Annotated in this window: 10 protein-coding genes; 9 read left to right on the forward strand and 1 reads right to left on the reverse strand. The window is 73.0% G+C overall.

The window, feature by feature from the left end; all coding sequences use genetic code 11:
- Nucleotides 1-67: 67 nt before the first annotated feature.
- From IFT72_RS04000 to IFT72_RS04020, 5 genes are all read left to right on the forward strand, one after another.
- Nucleotides 68-1,156 carry an aminotransferase class V-fold PLP-dependent enzyme gene (locus IFT72_RS04000; RefSeq protein ID WP_192045621.1) on the forward strand — a complete coding sequence of 363 codons (1,089 nt, stop codon included), beginning with the start codon at nucleotides 68-70 and terminating at the stop codon, nucleotides 1,154-1,156.
- Nucleotides 1,157-1,283: 127 nt separating this feature from the next.
- A complete protein-coding gene (locus tag IFT72_RS04005) occupies nucleotides 1,284-2,669 on the forward strand; it encodes a glycine--tRNA ligase (protein WP_056054249.1) in 1,386 nt (461 codons plus the stop codon).
- Between the two features lie 1,153 nt (nucleotides 2,670-3,822).
- Nucleotides 3,823-4,779 (forward strand): hypothetical protein, encoded by a 957-nt coding sequence (locus tag IFT72_RS04010; RefSeq protein ID WP_192045622.1) that lies wholly within the window; start codon nucleotides 3,823-3,825, stop codon nucleotides 4,777-4,779.
- Nucleotides 4,776-5,489, forward strand: coding sequence for a DsbA family protein (locus IFT72_RS04015; RefSeq protein ID WP_371741155.1), 714 nt, complete (start codon nucleotides 4,776-4,778; stop codon nucleotides 5,487-5,489). Before IFT72_RS04010 ends, IFT72_RS04015 begins: the two co-directional genes overlap by 4 nt.
- The gene (locus IFT72_RS04020) at nucleotides 5,486-5,650 is read left to right on the forward strand and encodes a hypothetical protein (protein WP_192045624.1); all 165 of its coding nucleotides are present in this window, start codon (nucleotides 5,486-5,488) and stop codon (nucleotides 5,648-5,650) included. Before IFT72_RS04015 ends, IFT72_RS04020 begins: the two co-directional genes overlap by 4 nt.
- A 75-nt stretch (nucleotides 5,651-5,725) precedes the next feature.
- Here the strand turns inward: IFT72_RS04020 and IFT72_RS04025 are convergent, their stop codons facing one another.
- The gene (locus tag IFT72_RS04025) at nucleotides 5,726-6,286 is read right to left on the reverse strand and encodes an aminoacyl-tRNA deacylase (RefSeq protein WP_082514331.1); all 561 of its coding nucleotides are present in this window, start codon (nucleotides 6,284-6,286) and stop codon (nucleotides 5,726-5,728) included.
- 15 nt (nucleotides 6,287-6,301) lie between these two features.
- On the opposite strand from IFT72_RS04025, the gene dusB reads away from it, so the two are divergent.
- The 4 genes from dusB to IFT72_RS04045 all read left to right on the forward strand — a co-directional run bounded on the left by dusB (nucleotide 6,302) and on the right by IFT72_RS04045 (nucleotide 12,763).
- Nucleotides 6,302-7,459 carry a tRNA dihydrouridine synthase DusB gene (gene dusB, locus IFT72_RS04030; RefSeq protein WP_056054265.1) on the forward strand — a complete coding sequence of 386 codons (1,158 nt, stop codon included), beginning with the start codon at nucleotides 6,302-6,304 and terminating at the stop codon, nucleotides 7,457-7,459.
- A gap of 107 nt (nucleotides 7,460-7,566) precedes the next feature.
- The gene (locus IFT72_RS04035) at nucleotides 7,567-8,838 is read left to right on the forward strand and encodes a deoxyguanosinetriphosphate triphosphohydrolase (protein WP_371741156.1); all 1,272 of its coding nucleotides are present in this window, start codon (nucleotides 7,567-7,569) and stop codon (nucleotides 8,836-8,838) included.
- Nucleotides 8,839-8,920: 82 nt separating this feature from the next.
- Nucleotides 8,921-10,828 carry a DNA primase gene (gene dnaG / locus IFT72_RS04040; protein WP_167259047.1) on the forward strand — a complete coding sequence of 636 codons (1,908 nt, stop codon included), beginning with the start codon at nucleotides 8,921-8,923 and terminating at the stop codon, nucleotides 10,826-10,828.
- 303 nt (nucleotides 10,829-11,131) lie between these two features.
- Nucleotides 11,132-12,763, forward strand: a complete 1,632-nt coding sequence (locus IFT72_RS04045) for an ABC transporter substrate-binding protein (RefSeq protein ID WP_056054273.1) — start codon at nucleotides 11,132-11,134, stop codon at nucleotides 12,761-12,763.
- Nucleotides 12,764-12,824: the final 61 nt, after the last annotated feature.

Below are 12,824 nucleotides of genomic sequence, written 5' to 3' on the forward strand. Positions count from 1 at the left end.
CCCGGGTTATGGATCACGAGCAGAGCTGGCGGTTGTCGTGACGGAGGCGGGTCGTCACCCTGGAGGCATGACCGCACCCGCCCGCACCCTCCCGGCCCCGACCGGCGCCCCGCTCTCCGTCGCGGACCTCGCGGGGCAGTTCGCCCGCGGCACCGGCTACCTCGCGGCCTGCACCATGGGGCTGCCGCTGGCCGCGACGCTGGAGGCGCAGCAGCGTGACCAGGAGGCCTGGCGGACGGGACTCCGGTCGCCCGTCGACTACGGGGCGATCGTCGAGGAGTCGCGGGCCGCGTGGGCCCGGTCGGTCGGCGTCCCGACGTCGGCCGTCGCGATCGGCTCCCAGACGTCGGTGATGGTGTCGGTGGTCGCCGCGGCCGTCCCCGACGGCGCCGAGGTGCTCTGCGTCGCCGGCGACTTCAGCTCGATGGTGTTCCCGTTCGTGGCGCAGGCGCACCGGGGCGTCACGGTGAGGAGCGTGCCGCTGGCCGAGCTCGCGGAGAACGTGGGGGAGCGCACCGCCGTGGTGGCCTGGTCGGCCGTGCAGTCGGCCACGGGGGAGGTCGCCGACCACGCCGCGGTGGTGGCGGCGGCGGCCCGGCACGGCAGCCTCACCGTCTGCGACCTGACCCAGGCCGCCGGCGTGCTGCCGGTCGACGCCGCGACCGTCGACGTGACGGTCTGCCACGCCTACAAGTGGCTCTGCAGCCCCCGCGGCGCGGCCCTCGCGACGTTCTCGGCGCGGGCCCTCGCCGAGCTCCGGCCCGTCCAGGCCGGGTGGTACGCGGGGGAGTCCGTGTGGTCGTCCTGCTACGGGCCCGAGATGCACCTCGCGACGGACGCCCGGGCGTTCGACGTGTCGCCGGCCTGGCAGGCGTGGGCCGGTGCCCTGCCCGCCCTCGACGCCTTCTCCCGGCTCGACGTCGCGGAGGCCTGGGCCCACGCCAGCGGGCTCGGCGACGAGCTGTGCCGACGCCTCGGCATCGCCGAGCAGGGGCAGGCGATCGTCACCTGGCCCGACGCGGAGGCCCGCGACGTCGCGGCGATGACCGCGGCGGGCCTGACCGTCTCGGGCCGTGCGGGGCGGGCGCGCGTCGCCTTCCACCTCTGGAACGACGGCGACGACGTCGAGGCCGTCGTGCGGGCCCTCCGGACCTGATGCCGGCCCTCCGGCCCTGACGCCGGCCGGGGCCCCGGCCCTGGCGTGGCGACCTCGGCGGCTAGAGTTGCCGGGTACCTCGACCCACCGGGCACCCAGCTCGGCCTGACTCTCTGGAGCATCACACGTGGCAGCACCCAACCGTCTCGATTCCGTCATCGCCCTGGCCAAGCGCCGAGGGTTCGTCTTCCAGTCGGGAGAGATCTACGGCGGATCGCGGTCGGCGTGGGACTACGGCCCCCTCGGCGTGGCCCTGAAGGAGAACATCAAGCGCCAGTGGTGGCAGACCATGGTGCAGGGCCGCGACGACGTGGTCGGGCTCGACTCGGCGGTCATCCTGCCCCGTCAGGTGTGGGAGGCCTCCGGCCACGTCGAGGTCTTCAGCGACCCGCTGGTCGAGTCGCTGCACACCCACAAGCGCTACCGCGCCGACCACCTGCTCGAGGCGTACGAGGCCAAGCACGGCCACCCGCCGGAGAACGGCCTCGCCGACGTGCGCGACCCCGAGACCGGCCAGCCCGGCTCGTGGACGGAGCCGCAGAACTTCTCCGGCCTGCTGAAGACCTTCCTCGGCCCGGTCGACAACGAGCAGGGCATGGCGTACCTGCGCCCCGAGACGGCCCAGGGCATCTTCACCAACTTCGACAACATCCTGCAGTCGTCGCGCATCAAGCCCCCGTTCGGCATCGGCCAGATCGGCAAGAGCTTCCGCAACGAGATCACGCCCGGCAACTTCATCTTCCGCACGCGCGAGTTCGAGCAGATGGAGATGGAGTTCTTCGTCGAGCCCGGCACCGACGAAGAGTGGCACCAGTACTGGATCGACCAGCGCTTCCAGTGGTACGTCGACCTCGGCATCGACCCCGACAACCTCCGCCTCTACGAGCACGCGGCCGAGAAGCTGTCGCACTACTCGAAGCGCACCGTCGACATCGAGTACCGGTTCCGCTTCGCGGGCGGCGAGTTCGGCGAGCTCGAGGGCGTCGCGAACCGCACCGACTACGACCTCAAGACGCACGCCGCCGCCTCCGGCAAGGACTTGTCGTACTTCGACCAGGCGAAGAACGAGCGCTGGACGCCCTACGTCATCGAGCCCGCGGCGGGCCTCACCCGCTCGCTGATGGCCTTCCTCGTCGACGCCTACACGGAGGACGAGGCGCCGAACGCGAAGGGCGGCGTCGACAAGCGCACCGTCCTGAAGCTCGACCGCCGCCTGGCGCCCATCAAGGTGGCCGTGCTGCCCCTGAGCCGCAACGAGCAGTTGTCGCCGCTCGCCCGGGGCCTGGCTGCCGACCTCCGCAAGTACTGGAACATCGACTTCGACGACGCCGGCGCGATCGGGCGTCGCTACCGCCGCCAGGACGAGATCGGCACGCCGTTCTGCGTCACGGTCGACTTCGACTCCCTCGACGACGACGCGGTCACCGTGCGCGAGCGCGACACCATGGCCCAGGAGCGCATGCCGCTCTCGGCCCTCCGCGGCTACCTGGCGGAGCAGCTGCTCGGCGCCTAGGCGCCCGGCACGCCGAGAGGGCCCCGACAGCGCGTGCTGTCGGGGCCCTCTCTCCGTCCCGGTCTGCCCCCGCGCCGCGTCCTGGCCTGGGACGCGCCCCTGAGTCCGAGCCTGCGGCCTGCACGCGCGGTGCCGTCGCTCGCGACGGCCCCGGAGTCCGTGCAGGGCGCCGCCCTCGTCCCGGCCCGCAGCGCGTCCTCCGCCCGTGGTCGGCAACTCCTGCTCGCTGTCACTCCGCGGCGGCCCAGCCCCTCCCCACGTGCAGCGTGCAGGACGAGCCGACCGCCGCGTAGCGCAACCGGCACCGGACCGTCGACGCCGGGCTGGAGGCGGCAGGTCCTCCGCCGCGCCCCCGCCTCCGCCTGGTGGTGCTGGGCAGCGACCCCCGCCTCCGCCTGGTGGTGCTGGGCGCTGACGCCCGCGTCCGCCTGGTGGTGCTGGGCGCTGATCCGTGCCTCCGCCTGGTGGTGCTGGCCAGCGACCCCCCGCCTCCCACCCTGGGCGTCTCCCCACCGCTCGCCGCCGGTGTCCCCTGGTGCTGAGGTCGGGAACTCCTGCCCGATGTCTCCGGCGCGCGCTCCGCGGCTCGGGCCGCGACAGCGGGCAGGAGTCGCCGACCGGTCCCTGGATGGTGGGGGCCTGCGGGCGTGGCGGAGGGTGCTGCCCGCGTCGGCTCGGCCGCGGTCGGCAACTCCTGCCGGGTGTCGTCACGGCGCGCTCGGCGGCTCCGCCCACGACAGCGCGCAGGAGTTGCCGACCGGCCCCGGAGCGACGCGGGCTGAGGCGGTGCCGTCACCGGCTGTGCGACCGGCGTCGGCGCCGTCGGCAACTCCTGCCGGTCGTCGTCGGCGGGGGCGTCGAGCCGCGTCACGCCGCAGGGAGCAGGAGTTGCCGACGGAGGGCGGGTGAGCGGGTCGGGTGGGGTTGGGGGAGAGCGGGAGAGCGAAACGACGAGACGGTGAGAGAGAGGGGGAGGCGCGGGGAGCGCTTGGGGGAACGGGAGGCGCGGGGAGCGCGTGCGGGGACGGGAGGCGCGGTGCGGGAGGTGCACCGGTGCGGGACGCGTCCTCCCCAGCGGCCGCAGGGGGATCCCTGTCCACGGGAGGGCGGGCGCCGCCGGGGGCCTGCCCTCGCGGAGCGCCAGGATCGGCCCATGACGACGATCCGAGAGCTGGTGCACGACGCCGGGGGACTGCTGCACAAGCGCGACCTGGTCGCGCACGGCGCGTCCGACCGGCACCTCACCGCAGCCGTCCGCCACGGGGGAGTGCTGCGGCCCCGCCGGGGGTGGTACTCGACGTGGAGTCCGACCGATCCGCGTTTCGTCGCCGTCGGCGTCGGGGGTCGCCTCGCGGGGGCGTCCGCGCTGGCACTCCAGGGAGCCTGGGCCTGGCGGCCACCGTCGCAGGTCGTCGTCTCCGTGCCCCGCACGGCATCACGGCTCCGCCGCCGGCCGGGCACGAGGGTGGTGTGGGACGGTCCGGCCGTGTCGGCCCGAGGCACGACGGCCGTCGTCCACGTGCACGACGCCCTGGCGCGAGCCGTGGTCGAGGCCGACTCGTTCGAGGACGCCGTCGCCCTCGCCGACTGGGCCCGACGGGCCGCAGTGGTCGACCGGGTCGACGTCGAGCCCGTGCTCGGAGCGCACCGGAGCGACGCGGCGGGCCTGGCGGCGTGGAGCGACGACGGCGCCCAGAGCATCCTCGAGAGCGTGGCGGGCACCCGCCTCCGCCTCCGTGGTCGCCGGGTGGCTCGGCAGGTGGTCGTGGGCCCCCTGGGGGAGGCGGTCGACCTGACCGTCGACGGGCTCGTCGGTCTCGAGACGGACGGCCGAGAGCACCACGAGGGCCGGTTCGAGCGCGACAGGTGGAAGGACGGCCTGACGGCCCGGGCCGGGTACCTGCCGCTCCGGGCGAGCTTCCTCGCCGTGCGCCACCGGTGGGCCGAGACCGAGGCCGCCGTCGACGCGATGATCAGCACCGCGGGCGGTCCCGCCCCCGGTCGACGGCCCGGGCCGGGGCTCCCGCGGCTCCTGGCTGCTCGGGGCGGGCGGTCCTGGAGGCTGTCCCGGGAATGCCGGGGGCGTGGCCGGACTTGGCTCCAGGCGTGACCGACTCGACCCCCGCCTCCACCGCCCCCTCTCCGCGCGACCCCGTCGTCGTCGACGTGTGGAGCGACATCGCCTGCCCGTGGTGCTTCATCGGCAAGCGCAAGTTCGAGGCCGCGGTCGAGAGGTTCGAGGGCGACGTCACCGTCGAGTACCACTCGTTCGAGCTCTCGCCCGACACCCCGGTGGACTTCGAGGGCGACGAGATCGACTTCCTGTCGAAGCACAAGGGCATGCCGGCCGACCAGGTGCAGGGCATGCTCGACAACGTCGCCGGGATCGCGGCCGAGGTCGGGCTCGCCTACGACTTCGACGTCCTGAAGCACACCAACACCGTCAAGGCGCACCAGCTGCTGCACTTCGCGAAGGCCCGGGGTCGCCAGCTCGACATGAAGGAGCGCCTCCTCTCGGCCTACTTCGAGGAGGGGCGGCACGTCGGCCGGGTGCAGGACCTCGCCGACCTCGCCGCCGAGATCGGGCTCGACCGCGACGAGGTCGTGGCGGCCCTCGAGTCGGACGCCCACCTCGCCGACGTCCGCGACGACCAGCGGCAGGCCCAGGCGTACGGCATCTCGGGGGTGCCCTTCTTCGTCCTCGAGGGCAAGTACGGCATCAGCGGCGCCCAGGCGCCGGAGACCTTCCTCGGGGCGCTGCAGCAGGTCGTCGCCGAGCGCGGCACCGCTGCGGCCCCTGCCGTCGGGGCCGACCGATGAACGCGGCCTTCACGATGCTGGGCGACGCCGACGCGCTCGCCTGCGAAGGTGACTCGTGCCTCCTGCCAGCCGTCGTCGCCGACGTGCACGCAGCGACCGCCAGCGGTCGGGCGCCCGCCCGGGCCGTCGTCGAGGCGCTCGACGAGGGCCGCCAGATCTGACGCGACGTCCGTCGTGCCCGACGACGACGGCGTCCTCCGCCGTCATCGTCCACCTCGCGACGGCGGGGATAGGGCTCAGTCGCTGATGTCCGCCACCGTCGCCGAGAGACCCTCGACGAGCGCGTCGGCGTCGACGAGGGCGCTCCGGCCGTGGACCCCGGCCCCGAGGGCGACGCGGAGGCCGAGGACGCGCTCGTCGGCGAACACCGGCCACGCCGTGGAGCTGCCCAGCGGGGTGATCGTGCCGCGCTCGTAGCCGGTGGCCTCGAAGGCCACCTCGGCCGAGGGCATCGACAGCTTGTTGACGCCGACCACGGAACGCAGCTTGCTCCACGAGATCTGTCGGTCTCCCGGCACGAGCGCGAAGAGGAACGTCCCGTCGTGCCGCTTCACGACGAGGCTCTTCACCACCGACGAGGCGTCGAGTCCGAGCAGGGCCGCGGCCTCCTCGAGGCTCTCCGCGGCGGGCCGCTCGACGACCTCGACGGCGAGGCCCAGCCGGTCGGCCGCGACCGACACCCGGTCGGCGCCGGGAGCTGCGGGGGAGCCCCCGTCGCCCCGTCCCTCCCCGACTCCACGCTCCTCCGACTCGTCCACACCCGCTGCCGACCCGACTGTCGCGCCCTCGTCGCTCATGGGAGAATCGTACCGATGTCCACCACCACCCTTCCTTCCCCCGGCCTCTCGATCGGACCGATCGACGTGGCCTCGCCCGTCGTCCTCGCCCCGATGGCCGGCATCACGAACACGGCCTACCGCCGCCTCTGCCGCGAGTACGGCGCCGGTCTCTACGTGAGCGAGATGATCACGAGCCGTGCGCTGGTCGAGCGCACCCCCGAGTCGATGAGGCTCATCCAGCACCACGAGAGCGAGACCCTCCGCAGCATCCAGCTCTACGGGGTCGAGCCCAACACCGTCGCCGAGGCGGTCACCATGCTCGTGGCGGAGGACCGCGCCGACCACATCGACCTCAACTTCGGCTGCCCGGTGGCGAAGGTGACGCGTCGGGGCGGGGGAGCAGCCCTCCCCTGGAAGCTCGGCCTGTTCCGCGAGATCGTCGAGCGGGCCGTGCGCGCCGCCGGTGACGTCCCGGTCACGGTGAAGATGCGGAAGGGCATCGACGCCGACCACCTGACCTACCTCGAGGCCGGCCGAGCGGCCGAGGGCGCGGGCGTCGCGAGCATCGCGCTCCACGCGCGCACCGCCTCCGAGTTCTACTCCGGCACGGCCGACTGGTCGGCCATCGCCACCCTGAAGGAGACCATCAGCAGCGTGCCCGTGCTGGGCAACGGCGACATCTGGTCCGCGGCGGACGCCCTGCGCATGGTCGACGAGACCGGCTGCGACGGCGTCGTCGTCGGCCGGGGGTGCCTCGGGCGACCGTGGCTCTTCGGCGACCTCGCGGCGGCCTTCCGCGGCGAGGACGCCAAGGCCGAGCCCACGCTCGGCGAGGTCGCCGCCGCCTTCCGGCGTCACGCCGAGCTGCTCGTCGAGTTCTACGACGGCGACGAGCCGCACGCGTGCCGCGACATCCGCAAGCACGTCGCCTGGTACTTCAAGGGGTACCCCGTCGGCGGCGAGACCCGTGCCAGCCTGGCGGCGGTCGAGTCCCTGCAGCAGATGGACGACCTGCTGTCGACCCTCGACGGCTCGCAGGAGTACCCGGGCGAGGCCGCAGAGGGCCCCCGGGGCCGCGCCGGCAGCCCGAAGCGCCCGTCCCTGCCCGACCGCTGGCTCGAGAGCCGCGAGCTCGACGTCGCCTTCAAGGCCGAGCTGGCCGCGGCCGAGCTGCACCACAGCGGCGGCTGAGGCGTGTCGATCCGCGTCGCCCCGCACCTGCCGGCCCGCACCCGTCCCGTCGTGCCCGCCCGCTGCTCCGCCCGCCGTCCTGTCTGCCCCGAACCGAGAGGTGACCGGTGACCGCTGCGTCCCCGCACGCCGTGAGCGTCGCCTACGACCCCGCCGACTCCGAGCGGTGGCTGCCCGAGCAGCACTCGAACCGACGCAGCGACTTCGCCCGCGACCGCGCTCGGCTGCTGCACTCCAGCGCGCTCCGTCGCCTCGCGGCCAAGACGCAGGTGCTGAGCCCCACCGCGGGCCTCGACTTCGCGCGCAACCGGCTCACGCACTCGCTCGAGGTCGCGCAGGTCGGCCGAGAGCTCGCGACGAGCCTCGGCCTCGACCCCGACGTCGTCGACACGGCGTGCCTGGCCCACGACCTCGGGCACCCGCCCTTCGGGCACAACGGCGAGCGGGCCCTCAACGAGTGGTCGCGCGACATCGGCGGCTTCGAGGGCAACGCGCAGACGCTGCGCCTGCTCACGCGCATCGAGCCCAAGGTCATCGACGCGACCGGTCGCAGCTTCGGCCTCAACCTGACGCGGGCCAGCCTCGACGCCAGCTGCAAGTACCCGTGGCCGGCCGCGCAGGGCGTGCCCGACCCCGGTGGTCGCATGAAGTTCGGCTTCTACGACGACGACACGGCCGCGTTCGAGTGGCTGCGCACCGGGGCACCTCGCCGCCGTCGCTGCATCGAGGCCCAGGTGATGGACCTCTCCGACGACATCGCCTACTCGGTGCACGACTTCGAGGACGCCGTGGTCAACGGCTACGTCGACGTCTCGAGCCTCGGCTCGCTCGACGGCCACGACGACCTCGTGACGGCCATGCACGCCTGGGTCGGCGGCGAGCTCAGCCGTGACGAGCTGGTGGAGGCGTTCGAGCGGCTGCGCCGCCAGCCCTTCTGGCTGCGGTCGTACGACGGGGGCCGGCTCGACCAGGCCCGGCTGAAGAACCTCACCAGCCAGCTCATCGGCCGCTTCGCGGGCTCGGCCACGCAGTCGACCCGGGAGTCGTACGCGGAGGAGTCGCTCATCCGGTTCCGCGCGAGCATGGTCATCTCGCCCGACGTCATCGGCGAGATCGCGGTGCTCAAGGGGATCACCGCGGCGTTCGTGATGACCCAGGGTGCACGCCAGCCCATCTACGAGCGTCAGCGCGAGGTGCTGACGACCCTCGCCGAGTCCCTCTGGCAGCGGGGCGACTCCGAGCTCGACGCGGGCTTCGCGGCCGACTGGGCCAGCGCCTCCGACGACGCCGCCCGCCGCCGCGTGGTCGTCGACCAGGTCGCGTCGCTGACCGACCAGAGCGCCATGGCCTGGCACGACCGCCTCGTCGGCTCCCGGTGACGCGCCCGAGCGACACCGCACCCGTGCACACGGGCCTCCGGGGCACAGCTCCCGTGTCGGCCCCCCGACCTAGGATCGACATGTGGCAGGGCTGATCAAGCGGGACGACATCGACGAGGTGCGCTCGCGCACCAACATCGCCGACGTCGTCGGCGACCACGTCACGCTCAAGGGCGCCGGCGTCGGCAGCCTCAAGGGCCTCTGCCCGTTCCACGACGAGCGCAGCCCGAGCTTCCACGTGCGGCCGCAGGTCGGCCGGTACCACTGCTTCGGCTGCGGCGAGGACGGCGACGTCTACAGCTTCGTCATGAAGATGGACCACACCACCTTCCAGGAGGCGGTGGAGCGCCTCGCCGGCCGCATCGGCTTCGCCCTGCACTACGAGGACGGCGGTCAGGCGAGCGACCACGGCAACCGGGCGCGTCTCCTGGCGGCCAACGAGGCGGCTCGCGAGTTCTTCGTCGAGCACCTCACGGCGGCCGATGCCGACCCGGCCCGACGCTTCCTCGGCGAGAGGGGCTTCGACCCGGCAGCCGCCGAGCGCTTCGGGGTCGGCTTCGCGCCGAAGTCGTTCGACGCCCTCCGCTCGCACCTCAAGGGCCTGCGCTTCACCGACGAGGAGCTCGTGACGGCGGGCCTGCTCAGCCAGGGCGACCGCAGCCCCTACGACAGGTTCCGGGGCCGTCTGCTCTGGCCGATCCGCGACGTCACCGGCTCGACGATCGGCTTCGGCGCGCGCCGCCTGCTCGACGACGACAAGGGCCCGAAGTACCTCAACACGCCCGAGACTCCCGTCTACCACAAGTCGCAGGTGCTCTACGGGCTCGACCTCGCCCGACGCGACATCGCCAAGGGCAAGCAGGTCGTCATCGTCGAGGGCTACACCGACGTCATGGCGTGCCACCTCGCGGGCGTCACGACGGCCGTCGCCACCTGCGGCACGTCGTTCGGCGTCGACCACATCAAGCTGCTGCGCCCGATGCTCGGCGACGTCGGCGGGGCCGACACGTCGACGGCCGGTGAGGTCGTCTTCACCTTCGACCCCGACGAGGCCGGACAGCGGGCCGCCTCCCGGGCCTTCGCCGAAGAGAGCCGCTTCTCGGCACAGACCTTCGTGGCCGTCGCGCCCGACGGGCTCGACCCGTGCGACCTGCGGCTCAACCGCGGCGACGACGCGGTCCGCCGCCTCGTCGACACGAAGCGGCCGATGTTCGAGTTCATGATCCGCCGCGTGCTCGACGCCCACGACCTGGAGACGGTGGAGGGGCGGGTCGCCGCCCTGCGCGCCGCGGCTCCCGTCGTGGCCGGCATCCGCGACCGGTCGATGACCCAGGGCTACGTCCGCTCGCTCGCGGGCTGGCTGGGGCTCGACCCGGGGGAGGTCGCGACCAGCGTCGAGGAGGCGCGCCGCGCCTCCGGTGCCGTGGCCGCCCTCGAGCGGGCCCAGCCGAAGAGCGTCTCCGACGGGCGTCAGTCCATCACCAGCCTGCCGCCGCTGCCCGAGGAGCCCGCGGGGCCCAGCCTGATGACGCTGCCCGGCGACCTGACCACCCGTCTCGAGCGGGACGCGCTGATGGCGATCCTGCAGCAGCCGGCCGCCGTCGGCCTCGAGCTGATCCAGCGGGCGACGCGGGCGACGCTCGCGACGGCGTCGTTCGACGTGGTCAAGGACGCCGTCGCGGTCAGCCTCGACAGCTTCGGCGACCCGCGGTGGCTCGACGTGGTGCTCGACCAGACCCCCGAGTACTACGCGGGCCTCGCGAAGGAGCTCGCCGTCGCTCCGCTGCCGGAGCGCGAGGGCCGGGAGATCACCACCTACTGCCGCGGCATCGTCTCCTCGCTGGTCGAGCGCGACCTCCTGCGGCAGAAGGCGGACCTGATGGGGCAGTTCCAGCGCACCGACGTCAAGGCCGAGCCCGAGCGGCACCGTGAGCTGCAGCGTCGGCTCGTCGAGGTCGAGGCCGAGCGGCGCGCCGTCCGCGCCGAGTAGCGCGACGGGCCGCGGTCTGGACGGCCCGCGATGGCGACGACCCGCCATCGCGACGACCCGCCATCGCGACGACCCGCGACAGCGGCGGCCCGCGATCGCGACGGCACCGCGCTGGAAGCGCATACACGCGAGGCCGCGACGACCAGACCACGTGGCAAGGTTCGTTGCCGTCTTGTTAACGATCCGGCCTGGGCTACGACCCGAGGCCGGGCGTGTGTTACCAATGAGCACTCCCAGAAACGGCCGCACCTCACAGCAGCGGTGTCGGGAGCCCCTCGTACCCAGAGAAAGAGGCAACCGGATATGACAACGTCCGACATCAGGCTCGGCCGTCGCGTCCTCGCGATCACCGGTGGCGTCGCCGCCACCGCCCTCGTCCTCGCCGGCTGCGCGTCCGGAGGCGGCGACGCCGCCGACGACGCGCTGAACGGCATCAGCGTCGGCACCACCGACGTCATCACCTCGCTCGACCCGGCCGGCTCGTACGACAACGGCTCGTTCGCCGTGCAGAACCAGGTCTTCGGCTTCCTGATGAACTCGCCGTACGGCAGCCCCGACGTCGAGCCCGACCTCGCGGCCTCCGCCGAGTTCACCGACCCGACGACCTACACGGTCACCCTCAAGGACGGCCTGACCTTCGCGAACGGCAACGCGCTCACCTCGAGCGACGTCAAGTTCACGTTCGACCGCCAGCTCGCCATCGCCGACGACAACGGCCCCTCGTCGCTGCTCGCGAACCTCGACAGCACCGACGCGCCCGACGACACGACCGTCGTCTTCCACCTCAAGGGCGCCGACCAGACCTGGCCGCAGATCCTCTCGAGCCCCGCCGGCCCCATCGTCGACGAGGACGTCTTCTCGGCCACGAGCCTGACCGCCCCGGCCGACATCGTCTCGGGCGACGCCTTCTCGGGCCAGTACTCGATCACCGACTACAAGGAGAACGAGGCGATCCAGTACGAGGCCAACGACTCGTACGACGGCGTCCTCGGCGCTCCGAAGGCCTCCTCGATCACGGCCACGTACTACACCAAGGAGACCGACCTCAAGCTCGCCGTGCAGGAGGGCGACGTCGACGTCGCCAACCGCAGCCTCAGCCCGACCGACCTCGCCGACCTGGCGAAGGACGACTCGCTGACGGTGCACAACGGCCCCGGCGGCGAGATCCGCTACATGGTCTTCAACCTGAACACCCAGCCCTTCGGCGCCACGCAGCCCGACGCCGACCCGGCCAAGGCCCTGGCCGTCCGCCAGGCCGTCGCCGACAGCGTCGACCGCGCGGCCCTCGCCAAGGACGTCTACAACGACACCTACACGCCCCTCTACTCGGTCGTCCCCGACGGCCTGACCGGCGCGACCGAGCCCCTCAAGGAGCTCTACGGCGACGGTGAGGGCGGAGCCGACGTGGCGAAGGCCACCGAGGCCCTCTCGGCCGCCGGCGTCTCGACGCCCGTGTCGATCGACCTGCAGTACAGCCCCGACCACTACGGCGCCTCGAGCGACGAGGAGTACGCGCTGATCAAGACGCAGCTCGAGGCCACCGGCCTCTTCACCGTCAACCTGCAGTCGACCCTCTGGGACACCTACTCGAGCGAGCGCCGCGAGGACGCCTACCCCGTGTACCAGCTGGGCTGGTTCCCCGACTTCTCGGACGCCGACAACTACCTGTCGCCGTTCTTCGTGAAGGACAACTTCGTCGGCAACCACTACGACGACGCCGAGGTGCAGGGCCTGCTCACGCAGGAGATCGCCGAGTCCGACGAGACCGCCCGCACGGCGCTCATCGGCCAGATCCAGGACGCGGTCGCCGCCGACCTGCCGACGCTGCCGCTGCTCCAGGGCACGCAGGTCGTCGTCTCGGCCTCCGACATCCAGGGAGTCGACGACACGCTCGACGCGTCGTTCAAGTTCCGCTACGGCGCCCTGAGCCGCTGACGGCCGCACCGCTGACCCGCCACGAGCGGGTCGGCACCGACCGAGACACCGCGTGACGCGG

Source organism: Frigoribacterium sp. CFBP 8754, assembly GCF_014841815.1.
GTDB lineage: Bacteria > Actinomycetota > Actinomycetes > Actinomycetales > Microbacteriaceae > Frigoribacterium > Frigoribacterium endophyticum.